The following is a 23,205-nucleotide window of genomic DNA, read 5'->3' as shown; positions in this document are numbered from 1 at the left end:
TGGGAGGAAACATGATTCCGAATCATGTTTCCGGATGACCCAGCGTGGGAAAATATCAATTTTCCCATGCTGTGTCATCCCGTGCCCACATTCCTGGCAGTATTTTATCTTAGAATCAGTTAGCAACACGGGTGCATTCCACAACGGCATATACAGCCCCGGTACCTTCCCGGCATCCCTGTCATGGAGCGTCCCCCATCCGCGCCCGAGACTAAAGCCCGTTCGCTGACTCCCGTTTTTACTTTGTGTCGGAGCCTTTTGTGTTCTCTTCTTCGCTTTCTTTTATTGTCACGCCCTGCTCGTCAAATTTTACTTTTTTCCAAACCTTTTTATGTTCTGTGATCTCTGTATCTTTTCTCCACTGTTCCACCAGAGAATCATACTGTTCCTGCTTCCTCTCTTCCACAATGGATTCCTTCTTGGCATCTGTTGCCTCTCTGTCCAGATTGCTGGTCAGCTTTGCCACATATATGCCGTTGTCAGATTCCACGATGCCTGTAACACCGCCTTCCTCCAGGGCATCTGCAGCCTTTACCAGATCTGCCGTTGGTGAAGTGGACTCGGAATCAAAGGTTGCCGTCTGTACTTCCAGACCGGCTTCGGAAGCTGCTGCCTCCAGATCCTTCTTATCACTGTTTTTCAGATCGTCTGCGAACTTTTGAGCGGTCTCTTTCAAAGCTGCTTTCTCGTCATCGGTCATGGCCTCTGAATTGCCGTCCGCATCCGTCTTATTATAGGAAAACAGCACATACTGCATGCTCTTCTGTGCCGCCTCTTCATCGGAAACCTCTTCGTCTACGCCTTCTTTCATAGGGGCATTCATCCTTGTCTGGATTGTAGCCAGCTCCAGAAATGTCTTGACATATTTCTCATAACCGGATACAACTTCTTTATCTTCCAGTGTATTGTCTTCCACGAAAGTTTCTGCCGCCTTATTAATGGCCTTTTTATCATCATCGGTCAGTTCTACCTTATAGTCGGCCGCATGCTGCTTCAGAAGATACATATTCTCAAGTGCTTCCAGAATACTTGCTTTCGTAGTATCCTCATAATCCTTGTCTTCTTCCACTTCCTGTGCCCACATGGCCTCGCCGGTGGTTCCCATCATCCCTGCGTAATATGTTTCATACTGTGCCTGCTGCATCCTTGCATAAAAGTTTGCAACTCCTAGTGCAATCTTGTCTTCTCCGACTTCAGCAACTACGGCATCGTTATTCATAGAACGACCGCACCCTGTCAGTGAAGATACAGCGAAAAGGCCCGCCGCAGCCATGATCATCACTCTTTTTCTGAACTGTCCCATAACATCCTCCTACGTACTTTTTAACTTCATTATTATAGCCTGTTTTTCTTATTCTAACAAGCCTTTTATATCATTTAACACCTTTTTCACCAATTCCAGCACGTTCTCATCTTTCTCTTTGCCGCTGCGTCCTTTCTTCTGATACAGGAAATAAGGAGGAGTATCCGCCTTGAATAAAAGATTCCCGCTGTAGGCCTGTAAAAGCCCCGGTATTTTCTGAGGCTGTACCTTTGCTTTTTCATACATGGTAAACTGATAAGCCTCCCCTTTTTGCTCTACCACAGTCACATACGCAGAATGGGCCAGTGCCTTCAGTCCTGCAATATTCAAAAGCTGCTGTACCTTTCTCGGAATATCTCCAAAACGGTCGATCAGCTCTTCGATCATATCATCCATCTCTTCCTCATTCTCAATGCTGGCAATTCGCTTGTATATATCCAGCTTCTGATACTCGTTCGGAATATAGGATTCCGGTATATAAGCGTCGATATTCAGATCCATGGTTGTGGTATATACATCCTCCTCCAGCTCCCCTTTAAACTGCTTCACCGCTTCGTTAAGCATCTTGCAGTACAGGTCGTATCCCACGGCCTCCATATGGCCGTGCTGTTCCTCCCCAAGAAGGTTGCCAGCTCCCCGAATCTCCAGATCCCGCATGGCGATCTTAAATCCGGAACCCAGATCCGTAAATTCGCGAATGGCTGCCAGGCGCTTCTCTGCCACTTCTTTGAGCAGTTTATCCTTCCGGTACAGCAAAAATGCATACGCCATCCGGCTGGAACGTCCCACCCGCCCCCGGAGCTGATACAGCTGCGAAAGCCCCAGACGGTCGGCATCATGGATAATCATGGTGTTTACATTGGAAATATCCAGTCCTGTCTCAATGATCGTTGTGGACACCAGCACATCAATATCTCCGTTGATGAAATCATACATAATATTTTCCAGCTGGCGTTCATTCATCTGCCCGTGTGCAAAAGATACGGCGGCGTCCGGTACCAGTTTCTGGATTCGGCCCGCCACATCCGCAATATCGCTGACCCGGTTGTAGACATAGTATACCTGCCCGTCCCTGGACAGCTCTCTCTCTATGGCCTCACGAACCATCTCGTCGTTATATTCCATTACATAAGTCTGAATCGGCATTCTGTCCATGGGTGCTTCCTCAAGAACGCTCATATCACGGATGCCGATCAGGCTCATATGAAGAGTTCTGGGGATCGGCGTTGCTGTCAGTGTCAGCACATCCACATTTTCTCTGAGCTTCTTGATCTTTTCTTTATGGGTAACTCCGAAACGCTGCTCTTCATCAATAATCAGTAGTCCCAGGTCTTTGAACTGTACGTCTTTGGAGAGGACTCTGTGGGTACCGATTACGATATCCACCAGCCCCTTTTTCAGATCCTCCACCGTCTTTTTCTGCTGAGCAGACGTGCGGAACCGGCAGAGAAGATCCGCCCTCACCGGAAAATCCTTCATCCTCTGGACAAATGTATTATAGTGCTGCTGGGCCAGAATCGTGGTCGGCACCAGATAAACCACCTGTTTGCCTTCCTGAACCGCCTTAAAAGCAGCCCTGATTGCAATCTCGGTCTTCCCGTAGCCCACATCGCCGCAGATCAGCCGGTCCATGATCTTTTTACTCTCCATGTCCCGCTTCGTATCTGCAATCGCCTGCAGCTGGTCCTCTGTCTCCTCAAAAGGAAACATCTCTTCAAACTCTTTCTGCCACACCGTATCCGGCTCATACACAAACCCGGCCGACTCCTGCCTTGCCGCATAAAGCTCCACCAGATCCTTTGCCACTGCCCTGACGGCTCTGCGGACCTGGCTTTTTGTCTTCGTCCACTGGCTGCTGCCCAGTTTGTTCAGCTTCGGCTTCTTCGCATCGGCACTTGCATACTTCTGGATCAGGTCCAGCTGAGTAGCCAGAATATACAGTGCACCACCGCCCGCATAGGAAATCTTCATATAATCTTTTGTTACTTTGTCTACTTCGATTTTTTCTATGCCCTGGTATACTCCCAGGCCATGATTCTCATGAACAACATAATCGCCTACTTTAAGCTCTGAAAAATTCTGTATTTTCTGGCCTTCATACGTCCTGCGGCGCTTTTTCCGCTTCTGCTTGCCAAAAATGTCCGTCTCGGATATCACCATAAATTTCAGCATGGGATATTCATACCCTTCCGCAACATGTCCGTAAGCAACCATAATTTCACCGGACTGCACTTCCCTGTGCATATCCTCACTGTAAAAACTGCTCAGGTCATAATCCCGCAGGTCTTCGGCCAGCCGTCTCGCCCTGGTTCTAGAACCGGAAAGCAGAATGACCCGGTAGCCGTTTCTTTTCAGGCGCTTCAAATCTCTTGTAAGCATCTCAAAGCTGTTATTATAAGGGTTAACCCCTTTCGTCTGCAGACTGTAGGTATCCCGCACATGAAATCCGCCGCATTTGGACTCCAGCGTAGTCAGGCCGATCCCGTAATACTGATTCATTTTTTCCACAATCTCCTTTGTAGAAAAAACATCCGGCTCCTCTTCTTCCTGCATTCCTGCTTCTGCCCTGTTTCTCCTGCTGTTCTGATATTCTTCCGCGACTTCGTCCACATGTTCAATCAGACGAGGAGGCTCATCCAGAAACAACAGACTTTTCGCCCTTGGGAAATAATCCAGGAAAGAAACGCACTTCCCGCTCTCTCCAAGAAATTCCGCGGCAGGATAGATATCTACTTCATCCAGGTTCTCAATGGAACGCTGGCTTTCCACGTCAAAGGTTCGGATGGAATCCACCTCATCACCCCACAGCTCAATACGAACCGGAAGCTCCTCAGTCAGAGGAAACACATCCAGTATTCCTCCCCTGACGGCAAACTGGCCGGGGCCCTCAATCTCATCCTCCCGCTCATATCCCATAGCGGAAAGCTTTTCCTGCAGTTTTATAAAGTCCAGGGTTCCCGTCCCCTGCACATGAATCCTGCGCTTTGCAATCTCCTGCAGAGAAGGCATGCCGTCCAGAAAAGCGTCCACCGTTGTGATGACTGTAATTCCTCCGTCATCCAGGCTTTCTTTTTCCTCCGCCTCGAGAATCGCCCGCACAACCTCCATCCGCTGCTTGATCAGATATTTCCCCTTGATGTCCGCATGGTAAAATAAAAGATCCTTGGCCGGATACAGATACACATTCTCATCCAGGAAGCGGTATTCCTCGTAAGCCTTCTTCGCCTTTTCATCACTGGAAAAAGCGATGATTTTATAATAACAACCATCGCTCAGTGCATACATCAAATGTGTTTTCTGGGAATTGACACAGCCTGCTATCTGCAGAACCCCGCTGTCCTTCTTTCGTCTGCCGAATATCTCCTTGTATTCCGCCAGCTCATCAAGCGGTGCTAAAAAAGCCTGCATATTCTCTACTCTTCTTTCTTTTTCCGGTTATACTCATTCATTGCCGCCTGAATCTCACCGGATATTATCATCTCCACGGCATGTACCGCATTCTCATAGCCCGCTTCCATCAGCTCATGCTCCGCTTTCGTAAAATGTCCCAGTACATAGTCTGCCAGATCATACTTCGGTGGTTTCTCGCCGACCCCGACTTTAATCCTCGGGAACACCTCGCTCCCAAGATGGGAAATAATATTCTTGATCCCGTTGTGGCCGCCTGCGCTGCCCTTTGCACGAATACGCAGCTGCCCGACTCCCAGGCTGACATCATCGTATATAACGATCAGTTCCTGTTCCTCATCTATCTTATAATACTCCACAAGGCTGATGATGCTTTCCCCGCTTAAATTCATATATGTCTGAGGCTTTGCCAGAATCACTTTCTGGCCGCCTATGACTCCCTTACCGATAAAAGCTCTGTGCTTTTTTGTATCCACTGCTATATTATATTTCGATGCAATGGTATCTATCACTTCAAATCCTACATTATGCCTTGTACCTTCATACTGTCTGTCCGGATTTCCCAGACCTGCTATGATATACATACTTCTCACCTCTTCATTCTTATCCATTTTACAGGATGCCATTCTATTTGTCACGCAAAAGCCGCGAATATTTTTTACCTTCGCGTCATACACTTATAAAAAGCGCAATGGACAGTTTTCCTTACCTGCCCATTACAGGGAAGTAAAATTGACTAACACGGGAGGTCTCTTCAATGGGTTCCAAAACAAAAATCATCGTTTTGCATATGAAAGAAATCATTTATACGGCAGTCTTCGCGGCACTTGGCATTCTACTGATCATTCTTCTGATTGTCATGTTCCGCCCCGGAGGGAAAGATAAGAGTGCAGATGCGAAAAAGCAGTATACTCCGGGAGTCTACACCTCAACGCTGACTTTAAACAATACAAACCTGGAAGTGGAAGTGTCGGTGGACGAATCCCATATCAATTCCGTCCGTTTTTCCAATCTGGATGAGGCAATGACAACGATGTTCCCGCTGATTCAGCCGGCGATAGAAGATATAGCCGATCAGGTCTATGAAAAACAGTCCCTGGAGGATATCTCACTTTCAGATGACACCCCCTATACATCTCAGGTCATTCTGGATGCCATAAAAGAGGCCACAGAAAAAGCCGCAGTGAAATGATGCTGCGGCTTTTGTACTCCTAAGTATACCCAACGGGCACACCGTAATGCATGCCCTTCGGGCGGATCTGCAGCACAGCTGCAGAATAAGGTATACCCAAAGGGCACACCGTAACTCATGCCCTGCGGGCGGATCTGCAGCACAGCTGCAGAATAATGTATGGAATTAACCTTCTACGATCAGATACTGACCGTTTGGAAGTGCAAAGACTTCAGAAGCCTCTTCCAGTTCTTCGTCTGACATCGTATCTACGTCAATCCCGCTTTCCTCGAAATATTCCCTTACTTCCTTAAGGGAATCCACTACTGCGGCCATACAGTCTTCCAGAAAAGCCTCCGCTTCCTCCATTGTCTCAGCCACTGGTTCATCAAATAGCTGAGACTGCTTTTTTAGAAACGTAAGCAGACATTCCTCATCGTATTCGTTCATGACTTTCTCCCTCCCTTTTTAGTAATCAGATTCAAAATCTCTTCCGGAGAATCTACGATATGCCGAGCGCCCGCCTCAGCAAGCGCGTCCCTTCCCCGAAAGCCCCAGGACACCCCGATGGTCTTCATCTTTGCCGCCATCCCGGTTGCAATGTCCACTTCTGAATCGCCTACGTATAAAGACTCTTCCGGCTCAGCTCCAAACTGCCCCGCAATCTGCAGGGCTGCATAAGGATCCGGCTTTCTGGGTATGCCCTCTTTCTGTCCCTGAATCCATTGAAACATATCTTTTCCAAAAATCTCTTCCACCACATGGACAGCCTGCCTGTCAGGCTTGTTAGACAGCACTGCCAGACACATGCCCCCGGCTCTCATCTCTTCCAGGAGCTTTAAAATCCCGTCATATGGTATTACATGATATGTGCAGTTAGCGTCAAATATTCGGCCGTATATCTCCATTGCTTCGTCCAGACGGTCTGAACTGTCCTCCCCGCCTGCATTCAGCGCTTTCTCCATCAATACCCTTGACCCATTTCCTACAAACATGCGGCACTGTTCCCTGGTAATTGGGGCAATCCCCATCTCCTTCAATGTCTCATTTACAGAAAAAGTCAGAGAATCCAACGTATCTGTTAAAGTCCCGTCTAAATCAAAAATGCATATCTTATACATGGTTCCTCTCCATACCTTCCTTCAGTCTACGTTTATAATAGTATGAAGTGCTGGAAATTTCAACCATAAATACAAGGTTTTCTATATATTTTTCAGCTGCGGGTCTTACTATTTTTTATCCCAGAAGATACTGCTTCATTACCTTGAGTGCATTTTTCTCCAGACGGCTCACCTGAGCCTGTGATATTTTAATTTCCTCGGCAACTTCCATCTGTGTTTTTCCCTCGAAAAACCTTAAAGTAATGATATAGCGTTCCCGCTCATTCAGGCGTTCCATTGCGGCCTCAAGGGAGAGTTCTTCCACCCAGTTTTCTTCCTTGTTTTTCTTGTCGCTGACCTGGTCCATCACATAGAGCGTATCTCCTCCATCGCTGTAAACCGGCTCATGCAGGCTCATAGGCATCTGTATGGCATCCAGTGCAAACACAATATCCTCTTTCGAGATTCCAATCTCCTCGGCAATTTCCTGCACAGTGGGCTCTTTCAAATGTTTCTTCATGTAGCCTTCCTTTGCGTATATTGCCTTATATGCCGTATCCCGCAGAGAACGGCTGACTCGGATGGAATTATTATCCCGCAGATATCTCCGGATCTCTCCGATAATCATGGGCACCGCATAAGTAGAAAACTTGACCAGCCTGTTCGGGTCAAAATGATCTACCGCCTTCATCAGTCCCACACAGCCAATCTGAAAGAGGTCGTCCGCATTCTCATTGCTGTTGGAAAACCGCTTAATTACGCTTAAGACCAGTCGGAGGTTGCCTTTGATATATTCCTCCCGTGCTTCTTCATCTCCCGCCTTGATCCTCGTAAACAGAGCCTCCTTCTCCTCCTCTTTCAAAAGCGGAAGCTTCGCCGTATTTACCCCACATAATTCTACTTTATTCAGAGCCATAATAAAAATCCTCCTAGATGAAAATTTTAGTCTAGTAAAATCATTCTCAATCTGAAGGCGGGTTATTCGAAGATGATAGAAATTAAAAAAAGTTTTAGACCTTGACAAAAGAAAGTATCCGTAAAGCAGATGCCTTTGAAATTTTCTAATAAAAACAGCAGAACTTCCCCGAATGCCTGCCGCATCTTTTGAAAGCCCTGCTGTACTTCATATACGGATTCTTCCGGACCGTTTTAACCCGAAGCTGTTCCGTTTATTTATATAAATAGATTTTCTTCTATATCTCCCGATAGCATTCCGGACGCCGGTCTCTGAAAAGTCCCCATTCCATCCGCTCTTTCCTGATCTTTTCGAAATCAAAGCGGGCACAGAGAACCTTTTCTTCACTTCTTCCTGCCTGACACAGGATCTCTCCCGTCTCATCCGCAATAAAACTGCTGCCATAAAATTCCAGGCTGGAGCTCTGTCCGGCATTCTCCTGGCACGGCTCCACTTTTTCCAGCCCGAACCTGTTTGCAGCCGCCACCGGCACAATATTGGCCGCCGCATGCCCCTGCATGGCTCTTCTCCAGTGTCCTGCACTGTCGCACTCCAGAATTGGTTCGCTTCCTATGGCGGTCGGATACAGGATCAAATCTGCCCCCTTAAGTGCCAGGCATCTGGCAGTCTCCGGGAACCACTGATCCCAGCAGATTCCCACCCCAATGCGGCCGTATCTGGTTTCCCATACGGTAAATCCAGTATCTCCTGGTGTAAAATAAAATTTTTCCTGATAAAAATGATCGTCCGGTATGTGTGTCTTCCGGTATACTCCCAGCAGGCTGCCGTCCGCATCTATCACTGCTGCAGAGTTATACAATGTGTTCTGTGCCTTTTCATAGAAACTGACAATCATCACAAGTTCCAGTTCCTTCGCCAGCCCCTGCATCACACACACCGCCGGATTGTCCTCTGGCGGAAGTGCAAAGCCGTAGTACTCGTACCGCCGCTCCTGACAGAAATACTGCCGTTCAAACAGCTCCGGAAGCAGAATCACCTGGCCGCCCTGCTCTGCCGCCTGTCTGACCAGCCGTTCTGCTGTTTTTATATTATGCTGTACATCCGCAGTACACTGCATCTGGATGACAGCAGCCGTAGTCTCACTCATTTTCTCTCTCCTTCTGGAATCTGCTGGGTAATACAGTGAATGTTGCCTCCGCCGAGCAAAACAGCTCTGCTGTCTATCCCTATAACGCTGCGCCCCGGGCACAACGCCTTCAAAATCTCCAGTGCACGTCTGTCGCTTTCCCGATTTGCTCCTCCGAACTGGGGCACCAGCACAGAATCATTGGTAAAATAAAAATTAACATAACTTGCAGCCAGTCTCTCTCCTGCTTCCCGGATATCTTCCCCGGCCTCAAATACAAGCTGATCCAGCTCTTCCCTGCTGACCCTCACCGGCACATCCGGTACAGGCAGTTTGTGTACAGTCAGGCGGCGCCCTCTGGCATCCGCCTGTTGTTCCAGATAATCAAGGCAGGCTCTGGAAAGCTCATACTGAGGATCCTGCCGGTCATCTGTCCAGGCAAGCACTACTTCTCCCGGTGCAGTAAATGCACAGACATTATCCACATGTTCATTCGTTTCATCCATATAGATTCCCCGCGGCAGCCATAATATTTTTTCTGCCCCCAGGTATTCTTTCAGATTTTCTTCAATCTGTTCCCGCGAAAGCTGCGGATTCCTCCCCTGACTCAACAGGCAGCTCTCAGTTGTTAATAGAGTCCCTTCACCGTCTGAATGGATGGAACCACCCTCCAGCACAAATTCGCCTGCATCATAGCAGGAATATCCCAGCCTGTCCAGAACTGCCTCCGCAACCGCATCGTCTTTGTCCCAGGATGCATACAGGCCGTCCACTTCACCGCCCCAGGCGTTAAATCTCCAGCTGATCCCGCGCACGCACCGGCCATTGGTAACAAATGTAGGGGCCACATCCCGCGCCCATGCATCATCGCTGTCCATCGTCAGCACTTCCGCATACCGGCCCGCCGCGCGCCTTGCCTCTTCCTCATGTTCTCTGTCTGCCAGCAGGTAAACCTTTTCACTCACAGACGCCTCGCGGATAATGTTTAAAAATGCCGCCCTGGCATTCTCCGGATCTCTTCCCCAGCTTCCCGGCCTCACCGGCCAGATCAGAATCGATGCCGCGTGGGAAGCAAATTCCGCAGGCATATAGTAACCGTCTTTCCGCGGCGTTGTCAACTTATTCATCAGGATAAACGCTCCTTAAAATCTTTATAGCCAAACTGTTTTACAACTTCGCATCTCCCGTCTTTTCTGAGAAGTGCAATATCCGGCAGAGGCATACCGTTAAATGTATGATTCTTCACCATCGTATAGATCGCCATGTCTTCAAACACCAGCCGCTCTCCGATCCCAGGCTGCATATCAAAGCTGTAATCCCCGATCACATCCCCCGCCAGGCAGGTTCTGCAGGCCAGAGTACAGGTAACAGGCTTTTCCCCCGGCATACCGCTGTCTTTCAGAGGGGGCCGGTAAGGCATCTCCAGCACATCCGGCATATGGCAGGCGGCCGATGCATCCAGTATCAGAACCGGCCTCTCATTTTCCACTATATCCATGACTTCCGTGATCAGATATCCGGCATTCAGTGCAATCGCCTCCCCCGGCTCCAGATAGACCTGAACCTGGTATGTATCCCGTATGCGGCAGAGCAGGTCCTTTAAGGTATCCAGATCATATCCCGGCCTGGTAATATGGTGTCCTCCTCCCAGATTCAGCCATTTCAGCTGATGAAGGTATTCCCCGAACTTCTCTTCCACTGCCTCAAATGTCTCCACAAGCGGAGCCGCATCCTGCTCACAGAGGGTATGGATATGCAGCCCTTCCACGCCCTTCGGCAGCTTCCCGGGAAACAGTTCCCTGCGGATTCCAAGCCTGGATCCCGGCGCGCAGGGATCGTATATAGGATGTCCCTCCTGGGTAGAATGCTCCGGATTAATCCGAAGTCCTGCACTGACACCGTTCGATTCCCACAGTGCCCTGTGCCGCTCAAGCTGCGCTATGGAGTTGAAGCTGATATGATCACAGATCCCGCACAGCTCCTGCATCTCTTTTGCTGTGTAGGCAGGTGAAAACACGTGATTCTCCCCGCCCATCTCCTCCGCGGCCAGCCGTGCCTCATACAAACCGCTTGCCGTGGCTCCGGCCAGATAATGCCGGATCATCGGATAGACATGGTACATGGAAAATGCTTTCTGAGCCAGCAGAATCCTGCTGCCGGTCTCTTCCTGCACTTTAGCGAGTATCTTCAGATTGTTTTCCAGTATTGCTTCATCCACCAGATAAACCGGCGTTCTAAGTTCCTCTGTTCTCATTAAGTTCTCGTTCAATATTAATTCCTCACATATACATTATTCCGCGGATATGCTCTACCCGACAGTATCAGGATTTTCCTCCACTACCCATGGAAGACCATACTGGTTCAGCATGTCCATGAACGGATCCGGATCCAGCTCTTCCAGGTTCACTGTGCCCCTCTTGTTCCAGATCCCCAAAGCAACCAGTGCCGTCCCGATCATCGCCGGAACACCCGTAGTATAACTGATAGCCTGGCTTCCCACTTCTCTGTAGCACGCCTCGTGGTCACACACGTTATAGATATATATGGTTCTCTCCTGACCGTCCTTCACCCCGGTGTAAATGCAGCCGATATTCGTCTTGCCCTTCGTGCGCGGTCCAAGGGTAGCCGGATCGGGAAGCAGCGCTTTCAGAAACTGTATAGGCACAATTTCTTTCCCTTCATATGCAACCGGACTGGTGGAGAGCATCCCTACATTTTCCAGGCATTTCATATGGGTGAGATAGCTCTCTCCAAAAGTCATGAAGAAACGGATACGCTTCACACCCGGAACATGCTCTGCCAGAGATTCAATCTCCTCATGATGCAGAAGATACATCTCTTTTTGTCCCACCTGCGGGAAATTGTAGGTACGCTTTATCTCCATAGGTTCCGTCTCTACCCAGTGTCCATCTTCCCAGTAGCTTCCATTTGCAGAAACCTCCCTCAGATTGATCTCCGGGTTGAAATTGGTGGCAAACGGATAACCGTGGTCTCCGCCATTGCAGTCCAGAATATCGATTGTGTGGATTTCATCAAAATAATGCTTCATTGCATAGGCGGTAAACACACTTGTCACTCCGGGGTCAAAACCTGAACCAAGCAGTGCCGTAAGATTCTTCTCCCGGAATTTTTCATTGTACTCCCACTGCCAGCTATAGTCAAAATATGCCGTAAATCCCTTCTCCCTGCAGCGCTTTTCATAGATCTCACGCCACTTTGGATCATCCGTATCTTCGGGTTCGTAGTTTGCGGAATCGATGTAGTGTACGCCGCACTCCAGGCATGCTTCCATAATGGCAAGATCCTGGTATGGCAGTGCCAGGTTCAGGACTGCTTTCGGCTCGTATTCCCGGATCAGCGCCGCAACTTCCTCCGGATGGTCGGCATCCACCTGGGCGGTTGTAATCTTTACAGCAGTTTTGCCCTCCAGCTTTTCTTTCAGGGCATCACACTTTGCCTTTGTCCTGCTTGCAATGCACATCTCCGTAAAAGCAGCCTCATTCTGACAGCATTTCTGGATTGCAACAGAGGCAACGCCTCCACATCCGATCACTAATATTCTGCTCATATTAAGCTTCCTCCTCTTCTAATAAATCTTCCACATATCTGGGGAGCATAAAAGCTCCTGTGTGCAGGTTTGTCGTATAGTATCTTGTCTTAATATCCCGCTCTCTCCACCTTTTTGCATCCAGATTTCTGAGCGGGTGGTACTTTTTCGATGCGAATCCGAACAGCCAGTATCCTGCCGGGCAGGTCGGGATATGGGCCTGATAGACCCGGTTCACAGGGAAACTGCGGTATGCTTTCCGGTGCATAATCCGGCAGCTTTCCTCATCCTCCGCATAAAACGGGCTGCCATGCTGATATACCATGATCCCGTCCTCATGGAGTGCCTGGAAACAGCTTCCGTAAAACTCTTTTGTAAACAATCCCGCCGCATGCCCCAGAGGATCCGTACAATCATTGATAATCAGATCATAGGCATCCTGTCTGGACCGCAGGAATTTCAATCCATCCTCGTAATACATGGAGACCCTGCTGTCATCCAGCCCATTTGCGTCCTCCGGGAAATGTTCCCTGCACGCATAGACAAACAGCTGGTCCGCCTCAACTACATCAATATGCTCTATTTCTTCATAATAAGACAGCTCTCTCGCCACGCCGCCGTCCCCGCCACCCAGTACCAGCACCTTTTTTACATGGGGATGCACCGCCATGGGTACATGGACGATCATTTCATCATATATAAATTCATCTTTCTCGGTAAAAATCACATTTCCATTCGAGGTCAGCACTTTTCCGAATTCAGGGGTCTCGAAGATATCCAGACGCTGAAATTCGCTCTGCGCGCTGAACAGCTGCCTTTCCGCACGAATCGAGATCTTTACATTTCCGGTATGCATCTCACTTACCCAAAAATCCATCTCATACCTCCTTCAGTACATTCAGCCTGGAAAGATCCAGGCTCTCCGGTCCCTGCATGGAACAGCCTTTCTCCTGCGCGAACCGGATATAGTCAATCAGTTTTTCCGTAATCTGCTCACCTGGCGCCAGGATCGGTATTCCTGGCGGGTAGCACATCACAAATTCCCCGCACACTTTTCCTGCTGTCTTCTCTATAGGCATGCTCTCCTTATCCGCGTAAAATGCCTGCTGCGGCGTAGTTACTACGGTTGGCGCAATATATTCTGCCAGAAACACATTCTTCTTTGGTTCGCGGTAAAGCCTTTTAATATCAGCCAGTGCGCCCACGAGACGCTCGATATCCTGCAGCCGGTCCCCAATAGAGATGTAGGCCAGTATATTACTGATATCGCCGAATTCAATCTGGATATCGTACTCATCCCGCAGCAGATCATAGACCTCAATCCCGGCCAGGCCGATATCTCTCGTATAGACAGCCAGCTTCGTGACATCAAAATCAAAAATACTGCCCCCGTTCTTAAGTTCTGAACCATAGGCATAATATCCTCCGATTCCGTTGATCTCTTCCCGGGCATATTCTGCCATCTTTGCTACCTTTGCAAATGTTTCCTCTCCGCGCAGCGCCAGGTTTCTCCTTGAGATATCCAGACTGGCCATCAACAGGTATGACGCGCTGGTAGTCTGTGTCAGATTGACGATCTGAGCCACGTAACGCTCATTCATCCCCGGCCCCAGGAGCAGAATGGAGCTCTGCGTCAGGCTCCCTCCGGACTTGTGCATGCTGACAGCCGCCATGTCCGCGCCCGCCTCCATAGCCGAACAGGGCAGCCCCTGCCCGAAATAAAGATGTGTCCCGTGGGCTTCATCCGCCAGCACAAGCATCCCACGGCTGTGCGCCAGCTCCACAATACTCCTGATATCTGAGCAGATGCCGTAATAGGTTGGATTATTGACAAAGACGGCCGTTGCATCAGGATGTTCATCAATTGCACGGCGTACATCTTCCAGCTCCATTCCCAGCGGAATCCCCAGCATCTTATCTACTTTTGGATCTATATACACCGGAACAGCGCCGCAAAGTACCAGTGCATTAATCACACTTTTATGTACATTTCTGGGCAAAATAATCTTCTCCCCCGCTTTACAGGCGGACAGAACCATACTCTGCACAGAGGAGGTTGTACCTCCCACCATCAGGAAAGCATGTGCCGCGCCAAATGCATCCGCCGCCAGCTCCTCCGCTTCCTTGATCACAGAAACCGGATGGCAGAGATTATCCAGCGGTTTCATGGAATTCACATCTATACTGACGCATTTTTCTCCCAATAGTTCCACCAGCTCTGGATTCCCTCTTCCTCTTTTATGGCCCGGCACATCAAAAGGTACGACCCGCTGCTTGCGGAAACGCTCCAGAGCGCTGTAAATCGGTGCCTGTAATTGTCGTTTTTTATCCATTCTTTTTTCTCCTGTGCATCAACATTTCTTCAAATTTTACAGATAAAAACCGTAAAATATTTCCTGTAATTTTATGTAATATAAAAAGGCAGTGTGCAAAAGCAACACTACCTGTCATATACATTATAGGTGAAAATATACCTTCCCTACAGGAAGATACACTATCCGCACAGCGTATACAATCATTTTGTCCTCTTATCAGAGTCTATACAGCAAATATACTTTTACTACTCCTCTATTGAACATTTCACAAGTGGTATGCATTTGCAGGTTATAAAGTAACCAACTTATAAAACTGAGCTTTTAACTCGATCAATAAATGTGGCGCTATCGCCACCCGCGGCAGCGGCCAGCCCTGTCCGATGAGCTTTTCACAGAAATAAATCTGTCAGGCCTATATTTGCATGATAGAAAGATTGTATCTATGCATGTCACGATAATTTTAGCATAAAACAAACAAAAGTCAAGAGTTTTTAGAGAATGAGGTACGAATGAACGGATGGGGGGACGCCTGTCCGGGATGGTGAACGGGACGGCCGGCAGGAGGCACCCAGCTGTGCCCGATTGAAAAGAGCAGAACATTTCGGGAACCGGACATAGGGGTGGCTGGAAGCATGGGTAAGGCCGTTAGCAGGAGTAAAGTAAAAAGTAAGGAAAACCAGGGTGATTCTTGTGATCACAAATCACAAGAATCCCTGGCCCCAGCGCGAGAAGCCATCAGGGCTACTCGTGATGTGGCCAGGTTGCCCTGGTTTTCCTTACTTTTTGCTCTACTCCTGCTTACCGCCTTACCCGTTTCCAGCCACCCCTATGTCCGGTTCCAGGGATGCTCTGCTCTTTTCAATCGGGTACAGCGTACTCCCCTACTCCCAGCTATCCCACTTGTCTGCGAGGTTGTTTATCTGGTTTTCGAATTTGGCTTTATCTTTATTAGCGATCCCCTGATTTCTATAGATAACATCCAGGAGTCTCTTGCCTGCTGCGAGAAGCCTTTCGAATGCCGCGTCTGCTTTCTTCTGGGACGGTTTCTTCGCTTTGACTGGTATTTTGACTCCTTCGCTCAGAATTTCGTTTGTTAACAGGTCGATCTGGCCGCTCGGGAACGGTGCCCAGGCGGGGTATCCAAATTTTTCCTGGATCGTCTCCGCAAATTCTTCTGTCACTTTGTCTTCACCGTGAACAACGAAGACTCTCTCCAGAGGTGCTTTAAATCCTCCCAGCCAGTCCAGGAGGCCGTTCATATCTGCATGGCCGCTAATCCCGTGCAGGCTTTCTATCCGGGCGTGTACTTCGATCGGCTCACCGAAAATTTTGACATTCTTATCTCCGTCCAGAAGTCTTCTGCCCAGAGTACCGTTTGCCTGATATCCTACGAACAGAATCGTACACTCAGGCCTCCACAGGTTGTGCTTCAGATGATGGCGGATACGGCCTGCATCACACATACCGGATGCAGATATGATAACTTTCGGCTTTTCGATAAAGTTGATCATTCTGGAATCTTCACTGGTTGTAGATGTCTTCAGTCCCGGGAATATCAGGGGATTGATTCCCTGGTTCACCAGCTTGATTGCATCTTCGTCAAAGCATTCACGCATATTTTTGGTAAAAACTTTTGTGGCTTCAATTGCAAGCGGACTATCCAGGTAAACTTCAAAGTCAGGATATTCCTTCAGCAAATTCTTTTCTTTAATCTCGCGGATAAAATACAGCATCTCCTGAGTTCTGCCCACTGCAAAAGAAGGGATCACCACATTGCCGCCACGCTCAAAAGTTTCCCGCAGCACCTTTGTAAAATCCTTCAGATAATCGATCTTTTCCGTGGAATGAACACGGTTCCCATAGGTGGACTCGATTACAACATAATCGGCTGTCTCTGTATAACTCGGATCTTTGATAATCGGCTGATTTGTATTACCCACATCTCCGGAAAATACAATCTTCTTCGTAGTCTCTCCCTCGGTAATCCATACCTCAATACTTGCAGAACCGAGCAAATGGCCCACATCCGTGAAACGTACTTCTATGCCATCGCAGATCCGGATACGTTCCTGGTATTGGCACGGTACAATCAGCTCAATTGCATCCAGCGCATCCTGAAGCACATAAATTGGTTCAAACACCGGCTGTCCTGCCCGTCTGCCCTTCCTGTTCCGCCACTCTGCCTCGAACTCCTGGATATGCGCGCTGTCACGGAGCATAATGTTACATAAATCCGCAGTTGCATAAGTAGTTATAATCTGTCCTTTAAATCCTTTCTTCGTAATTAAAGGCAGCAGACCCGAGTGGTCGATATGTGCATGGGTCAAAAACACATAATCAATATCCGTCTCCGGAATCGGAAGCCCCGGATTCTCATACAAGTCTGGGCCCTGTTCCATACCACAGTCAACCAGAATATTCTTTCCTGCCGCCTGCAGCAGATGACAGCTCCCTGTCACTTCATGGGCTGCTCCAATAAAAGTCAGTTTCATAAGCTTCACCAAACCTTTTCTTTTTATTGTATCACCTTTTACTTGAAACTAGTAGTGGGACTTTTGAAAAGTGACAAGGACAAACCAGTTGAAAGTGACAGCAACTATAGTAACGCGTGCCATCAGACACGCGCTTTTAGGGCCAGGTCTATATCAAATATTTTTTTAATAAACGAGCCAATTCTATGACGTCAACGGGCTTTGCTATATGGGCATTCATACCGCACTCCAGACAATGCTTTATGTCATCTGAAAAAGCATCCGCACTCATAGCAATAATTGGGACAGACAGAGCATTCGGGTGATTCAGTCCCCGGATTGCTTTTGCAGCCTCATATCCTGTCATATGGGGCATCCGTATATCCATAAGAACAGCATCGTAATATCCCTCCGGTGAATTTTGAAACTTATCCAGACATATCTGGCCATCTTCTGCCCAATCCAGTTCCAGGCCCAGGTCGGACAACAATTCCTTTGCGATCTCCCAGTTGAGTTCATTATCCTCGGCAAGCAGGATGCGGCGTCCGGACAGATCAATCTTATGCTCAGGTGTCTGGTCATGCGTTTCTTCTCCATCCATAAATTGACGCAAACTATAAAATAGGGTTGACTTAAACAATGGTTTGGAAATAAAACCACTGATACCCGCGGCACGGGCTTCCGTTTCAAATTCACTCCAGTCGTATGCAGAAATCAACAGGATCGGTACTTCATCACCTAAACTGTGTCTTATCTCTTTTGCAACCTGGATACCATTCATACCAGGCAGTTTCCAATCTAATAGAATTATCTGATAATCCTCTCTCTTATTGTGGCGTTGGATTACCAGTTCTATAGCCTTTTCTCCACTTAGCGTCCATTCGGCTTTTATTCCAATGGAATTTAGTGCGTTTATGGCTGTTTTGCATAATAATTCATCATCGTCAACTACCAGCATATTCCAGGAAGGGAGCACCATATCCACATCCATTTCAGCAGCTTTTTTTAAATCAAGTGTGATATGGAATTCTGTACCTTTATCAGGTTCGCTTTGTACATCAATAGTTCCTTCCATCGCGTCCACGATGTACTTTGTAATTGCCATTCCCAAACCCGCACCTTCTGTTTTATGTATTCTGGCTCCATCCGCACGGCTATAGGAATCGTATATCTTTTTCACAAAATCCGGTGACATACCGATTCCATTGTCCTTGACATTGATATGAATTCGGACGTAGTTTTCTCCTTTTAGAGATTTTTCTTCAAAAAGGGATAATCGTATGGAACCTCCCTCCTGTGTATACTTAGTCGCATTCGACAAAAGATTCAGCAAAACCTGATTCAAACGTATACCATCACACCACACATTTTCTGTTAAGATATTTTCAACATGTATGTCCAAAGTTTGCTTTTTTGCATTGACCTGTGGCTGCATAATATTAACAATTCCTTCAACAACTTCCTTTAAAGAAATCTGCTCTGTTGTTAAAGTCAATTTACCGCTTTCAATTTTAGACATATCCAGAACATCATTAATCAGCCCCAGTAGATGTTTACCCGACAATGTAATTTTTTTCAGGCAATTCTGTAGCTGTTCCCGGTCATCCATGTGGGCTGTCGCAATCGCAGTCATACCTACAATCGCATTCATAGGTGTTCGGATATCATGACTCATATTCGCTAAAAATTCGCTTTTGGCTTTGCTTGCCTCAAGCGCCACCTGACGGGCCATCTCAAGTTCATTCAGTTGACAACGGGTCATAGAGAAATACCGAAGAAAAATCAATGTCAGAATAATTAAAACAGAAGCACAGGACAACAACGTCATGATCATACGCTGACTGCTCAGGTTATTTATGGTATCGTCCAGTATACCGTAAGGCATTACCGCAACCAGATACCACTCAGAATAAGGTAATGGTATCCCATAAAGCTGTCGTTCTTCACCATTTACCTCTAGTGTTGCTGCATATTCTCTATGATCCTTTAGCGCATTGCCAAACTCTTCCAGAGATTCATCTGCAGATGATTTGTTAGTTGCAGGATCAAATTGTTTTTGTAACCGATTAAAAAATTCCCATAACTCAGTGTTTGGATTTCTTATTACAAAGCTGCCATCTGGCCGGATAATATGATAATACATCAATTGCCCTTCGTCCTCTAAGGAAAGAAATTCGGTGATATACTCCAGAGGAACGGCCGCTATCAGGCCAGCGCTCTTCTCTCCATTCTGCATAGGATAATCAGCCTCGACGCCAAACAATACCACTTCATTTCCATCCGTATCACTCCCTATGGCAACTCTTTGTTCCCCTTGTATTAATGCTTCTACAAGAGGGGGCGGATTAAGCGGCTGTATTGGTTGTCCATAAAGAGTTTCAAATTCTCCTTTGTCAGAACAAAGTGCTAAATAGTCAAACTCCCTGACCTGTGCCCTGTAAACAAGTTCCTCATATAGAGTCTCTTTGTCATTGTTCTCTGTTGAAACAACGGAAACAATCCCTTCGACCTGATCAAAGCGCAATTTAATTACAGATTCAAAGTGTCTGGACATTTGTTCATTCATTCCAGACATATAGATTTCTCCAACTTCGTAAATGGTCTTTTCACTCTTTCGATTCATATAAATTCCGAGCAGGCTGAAAATAACAATACTAAAGATCAACAGCCCAATGAAACTGCATATTAGAAATCGCGTCGTAGGATTCTTTTTTTTACTGCTTCCCATTGACGTTATTCCTCCTTTCTATTTTTACATAATACTTATCTCTTTTCTAACAGTTTTACGGTTTTATTATAAATGTTATCTTTATAAACTGGCAATAATCATATTGGTCAGGTGTGCATATAGGTTGGTGGCTTTGATACTGACAAGAACAGCTCTTCATGATATAATTGAGAAAGATAGGAGACGAGTTATGAAACCACAAGAAACAAAATTTACCTTTGTATATAACGAAATGAAACAGTGTATTTTGGAGGGCCAGATACTTCCAGGCAATTCCCTGCCATCTTCAAGAGTGTTATGTGATCAATTTCATGTAAGCAGATATACAATTAACCGTGTCTTTGACGCATTACGGGAAGAAGGACTGATTGAAATTCAGCCTCGTCTTGCACCAATCGTTGTTTCAAGAAAAGATACCCCCAGATCATCGGATTCTCTTTTTGACATTTTGAAGCAAAAAGAAAGTATATTACAGGTATATCAGACCTTTGCCCTCATAATGCCTCCCCTTCAGGTTTTTGCTTCACAAAACTGTGATGTGGAGATAATGCCTCACTATAAGAAGGCTATGAAAGTATCCCGATTAGGACTTTCTGCCGGTGGGTGGCGCCCCCCTTCTAATTTGGGATACGATATATTAAGAATAGGTGGTAATACCTTGCTCAGCGAACTCTATTCTACGTTCGGTCTTTACAATAAGCTTACATTTTTTACAGAAGAATGCCCCTATTTCTCAAAGCACTTTTTACAGGGATCTGCATCTGTGACCGGCGTTATTATAGATATATTGAAAGGCGATGATCCATCCATAAAGTACAGCCAGTTATCAAATATGTATCAAAGACTCACGGATTCTATTGAAAGTACATTAAAATACTTATCAGACACGATGCCTGAATGTCCTGCACAAACTGGCAGGCTGTTTTCGTGGAATCCAATGCGTGGTCAGGATTACTATCACTCAAAAATTGTTGACGACTTGAATCTAAAAATCGGTCTTGGAGAATATTCTGTTGGAATGTACCTTCCATATGAAAAGCAGCTGGCCCGCCAGTACGATGTCTCTATATCGACAGTCAGAAAGGCATTATCCGAACTCGAACAAAGAGGTTTTGTAAAAACATTAAACGGGAAAGGTACTATAGTTATAGAACCGGATGATACCGGAATTCATCAGCTTGTTCTCAATTCTGGTTATGCTGAAAAGGCATTACGTTATCTTCATGCCCTGCAGCTAATGGTGTTAATTATTCGTCCGGCTGCTTTAGCCGCGGCTCCGCGTTTCACCAGAAAAGAATTGGACGAGTTGGCAGACAAATTTACATCTCCAGGTTCTATTTATTTAGCAGATATCTTTGAAGCCATATTAAAACATACTACTTTAGAGCCTTTATATGTTATATTATCTGAAACCTGTCATCTTCTTGAATGGGGACATCATTTCACTTATTACCCGTCCAGGAGATATACACTCCCGCATCTCAATAAACAAGCCATTACAGCGCTTCAGCAATTAAGTGAAGGTAATACGGGTTCCTTTGCAGATGGCATAGCAGATTGCTATCGCTATATTTTAGTTCGAGTAAAGAAGTACATGGTAGAAAAATATCAGTTTAATAATGCGGCCAATATTCGGGTTCCAGAAAAATACTAGGTACAGGCAACGGGAAAGGTTCTCCTTTTGATCCTCTTTCTATGAAAAGAACCGCAGACTCATCTAGTTCTGCGGTTCACAATAAGATATTTAATTTCTATTGGGTGGCAATCTGTTTTCCGTCCACCCGTTTTATCCATAAAGCGGTTTCTTTTGGGTCTGCCCGATAGCAGCCCATTTCTTTCGTCACTGCTCTTTACCTTTATCAAAAGTTTTGCCGCCTTATTCTGCCACAGGCAGTTTTATTTCTATATAAAACTTTTCTTTTAATAATTGTTCTAACTGGCCATTAATGGTTTCCAATTTTACACCCTGTGGTGTTACTTCTTTATATGTATTGTCTCTGATCATGCGGTATCCTCCATCGATCCGCAGATTTATTACCCGGTGTGCACAGAACAGGGCCCGTTTATTGGTCGATTTATAATAGTTTAAGAATTGGAAATCGCTGTCAAAGCATGCGATGTCGGATATTACGACTTCTATTCTCTGGGTTTCCTGTTCTTTCTCCGGTTCTGCTTCCTGTCTTATGCGGGTTTTGCGGTGGATTGCAAGCCAGCCTTTCATGCAGGGAACAACGCGGAATGATTCTTCGCCAAAGGTCTGCCAGTCTACGGTTTCAATATTTAATGCCCCTGACGGCATTGGTCCGCCAAGACCAACGTCGCAAAAATATTCTGTGCCATCAAGCTTCACAAGGGTTCCTCTGTGGTCAATTGGCAGTGTTAAATCATCTGATCCCAGCAGAACCCGGGTAAAACAGGGTCTTGCATCATATCCAAGACTAAGGAGCAGACGGTAAAATAAGCTGTTCAGTTCCAAACAGTAACCGCCTCTGGGACTCTGAATGATTTTCTGAAACAGGTAGTCGCTGTCAAGATTTACCTCCATATGGAAATCATAGCTGTCTAAATTTTCAAACGCAATCGCACACTGATGTCGATAAATCAGTTCATCCAGTGTTTCTCTGGTAAGTTTTTCTACTTGCTGCATCCCTATACGGTTCAGATATTGATTGATTTGTTCGGGAGATAACTTTTTAATTCGGTCTTTCATCTTCTGATACCAATCCTCTCTCTTATATTCCTTCTTTATAGTTGCTATCTATCCTAAGTGGGAAGTCCCCGTTTATTTTTTCAAAAGATCTGACAGTATATCTTCTTATCCTCTCATTCCCCGGCCTTACAGCAGCAGATACACCAATATAAAGATCATCCCGATCCCCGCCAGCTGCAGCCCATAAGACAGGCTGAACCGGATCATATCCCGGCTTTCCCTTCTCTCCAGCGCCCGCGTCCCCAGCTTCCACCGATAGGATACGGATTCCTCCTGCCTTTTGAGGTACCCTGCCCCTTTATCCAGCACCTTCCCTAGAATGGCATCCAGCTTTGGCAGCGAACCGGTTCGGTACGGAATCTTCCGGTCCTTATACAGGGTCTTTCTCAGCAGGACAATGATACCGTCCA

General features: G+C 46.7%; 17 protein-coding genes and 1 pseudogene. 2 read left to right on the top strand and 16 right to left on the bottom strand.

Annotation, left to right across the window (positions count from 1 at the left end; translation table 11 throughout):
• Positions 1-238: 238 nt before the first annotated feature.
• The 3 genes from HMPREF0240_RS21705 to pth are packed head-to-tail and all read right to left on the bottom strand — an operon-like array spanning position 239 to position 5,295.
• Complete coding sequence (locus HMPREF0240_RS21705) at positions 239-1,303, bottom strand: peptidylprolyl isomerase (RefSeq protein ID WP_009005548.1); 1,065 nt, start codon at positions 1,301-1,303, stop codon at positions 239-241.
• A 48-nt stretch (positions 1,304-1,351) separates the two neighbouring features.
• The gene (gene mfd / locus HMPREF0240_RS21700) at positions 1,352-4,711 is read right to left on the bottom strand and encodes a transcription-repair coupling factor (RefSeq protein ID WP_009005547.1); all 3,360 of its coding nucleotides are present in this window, start codon (positions 4,709-4,711) and stop codon (positions 1,352-1,354) included.
• 5 nt (positions 4,712-4,716) lie between these two features.
• Positions 4,717-5,295, bottom strand: a complete 579-nt coding sequence (gene pth, locus HMPREF0240_RS21695; RefSeq protein ID WP_009005546.1) for an aminoacyl-tRNA hydrolase — start codon at positions 5,293-5,295, stop codon at positions 4,717-4,719.
• A 173-nt stretch (positions 5,296-5,468) separates the two neighbouring features.
• Between pth and HMPREF0240_RS21690 the strand changes: the two genes are divergently transcribed.
• Positions 5,469-5,903: a hypothetical protein gene (locus HMPREF0240_RS21690; protein ID WP_009005545.1), complete on the top strand. Its 435-nt coding sequence runs from the start codon at positions 5,469-5,471 to the stop codon at positions 5,901-5,903.
• Positions 5,904-6,068: 165 nt separating this feature from the next.
• On the opposite strand, the gene HMPREF0240_RS21685 is transcribed toward HMPREF0240_RS21690, so the two are convergent.
• From HMPREF0240_RS21685 to HMPREF0240_RS21635, 11 genes are all read right to left on the bottom strand, one after another.
• Positions 6,069-6,332 (bottom strand): glyoxalase, encoded by a 264-nt coding sequence (locus HMPREF0240_RS21685; protein ID WP_009005544.1) that lies wholly within the window; start codon positions 6,330-6,332, stop codon positions 6,069-6,071.
• Entirely contained in the window at positions 6,329-7,003 is a 675-nt protein-coding gene (locus HMPREF0240_RS21680) for an HAD-IA family hydrolase (RefSeq protein WP_009005543.1), read from the bottom strand. Before HMPREF0240_RS21680 ends, HMPREF0240_RS21685 begins: the two co-directional genes overlap by 4 nt.
• Before the next feature lie 115 nt (positions 7,004-7,118).
• Positions 7,119-7,898, bottom strand: coding sequence for an RNA polymerase sporulation sigma factor SigG (gene sigG, locus HMPREF0240_RS21675; RefSeq protein WP_009005542.1), 780 nt, complete (start codon positions 7,896-7,898; stop codon positions 7,119-7,121).
• 277 nt (positions 7,899-8,175) lie between these two features.
• A complete protein-coding gene (gene aguB, locus HMPREF0240_RS21670; protein ID WP_009005541.1) occupies positions 8,176-9,045 on the bottom strand; it encodes an N-carbamoylputrescine amidase in 870 nt (289 codons plus the stop codon).
• Complete coding sequence (aguA, locus tag HMPREF0240_RS21665) at positions 9,042-10,151, bottom strand: agmatine deiminase (protein WP_035314558.1); 1,110 nt, start codon at positions 10,149-10,151, stop codon at positions 9,042-9,044. The genes aguB and aguA overlap by 4 nt, the downstream gene beginning before the upstream one ends.
• Positions 10,151-11,278: a carboxynorspermidine decarboxylase gene (nspC, locus tag HMPREF0240_RS21660; protein WP_009005539.1), complete on the bottom strand. Its 1,128-nt coding sequence runs from the start codon at positions 11,276-11,278 to the stop codon at positions 10,151-10,153. Before nspC ends, aguA begins: the two co-directional genes overlap by 1 nt.
• A gap of 54 nt (positions 11,279-11,332) precedes the next feature.
• Positions 11,333-12,592 carry a saccharopine dehydrogenase family protein gene (locus HMPREF0240_RS21655; RefSeq protein WP_009005538.1) on the bottom strand — a complete coding sequence of 420 codons (1,260 nt, stop codon included), beginning with the start codon at positions 12,590-12,592 and terminating at the stop codon, positions 11,333-11,335.
• A gap of 1 nt (position 12,593) precedes the next feature.
• Positions 12,594-13,448, bottom strand: a complete 855-nt coding sequence (speE, locus tag HMPREF0240_RS21650) for a polyamine aminopropyltransferase (protein ID WP_009005537.1) — start codon at positions 13,446-13,448, stop codon at positions 12,594-12,596.
• 1 nt (position 13,449) lies between these two features.
• The gene (locus HMPREF0240_RS21645) at positions 13,450-14,904 is read right to left on the bottom strand and encodes an aminotransferase class I/II-fold pyridoxal phosphate-dependent enzyme (RefSeq protein WP_009005536.1); all 1,455 of its coding nucleotides are present in this window, start codon (positions 14,902-14,904) and stop codon (positions 13,450-13,452) included.
• Positions 14,905-15,767: 863 nt separating this feature from the next.
• Positions 15,768-17,378, bottom strand: a complete 1,611-nt coding sequence (locus HMPREF0240_RS21640) for an MBL fold metallo-hydrolase (RefSeq protein WP_009005535.1) — start codon at positions 17,376-17,378, stop codon at positions 15,768-15,770.
• Positions 17,379-17,526: 148 nt separating this feature from the next.
• A complete protein-coding gene (locus tag HMPREF0240_RS21635) occupies positions 17,527-20,085 on the bottom strand; it encodes a response regulator (protein WP_009005534.1) in 2,559 nt (852 codons plus the stop codon).
• A gap of 190 nt (positions 20,086-20,275) precedes the next feature.
• Between HMPREF0240_RS21635 and HMPREF0240_RS21630 the strand changes: the two genes are divergently transcribed.
• Positions 20,276-21,739 (top strand): GntR family transcriptional regulator, encoded by a 1,464-nt coding sequence (locus HMPREF0240_RS21630; protein WP_009005533.1) that lies wholly within the window; start codon positions 20,276-20,278, stop codon positions 21,737-21,739.
• Positions 21,740-21,961: 222 nt separating this feature from the next.
• Here the strand turns inward: HMPREF0240_RS21630 and HMPREF0240_RS23645 are convergent, their stop codons facing one another.
• Both HMPREF0240_RS23645 and HMPREF0240_RS21620 read right to left on the bottom strand, forming a co-directional pair.
• Entirely contained in the window at positions 21,962-22,795 is an 834-nt protein-coding gene (locus HMPREF0240_RS23645) for an arylamine N-acetyltransferase (RefSeq protein WP_009005532.1), read from the bottom strand.
• A 126-nt stretch (positions 22,796-22,921) separates the two neighbouring features.
• Positions 22,922-23,205 (bottom strand): annotated as a pseudogene (locus HMPREF0240_RS21620) (sodium:proton antiporter); the annotation flags it as partial.

This window comes from Clostridium sp. D5, assembly GCF_000190355.1.
GTDB lineage: Bacteria > Bacillota > Clostridia > Lachnospirales > Lachnospiraceae > Faecalicatena > Faecalicatena fissicatena_A.
The sequence above is the reverse complement of the archived record's forward strand: the minus strand, read 5'-3'. Positions and strand labels throughout refer to the sequence as shown.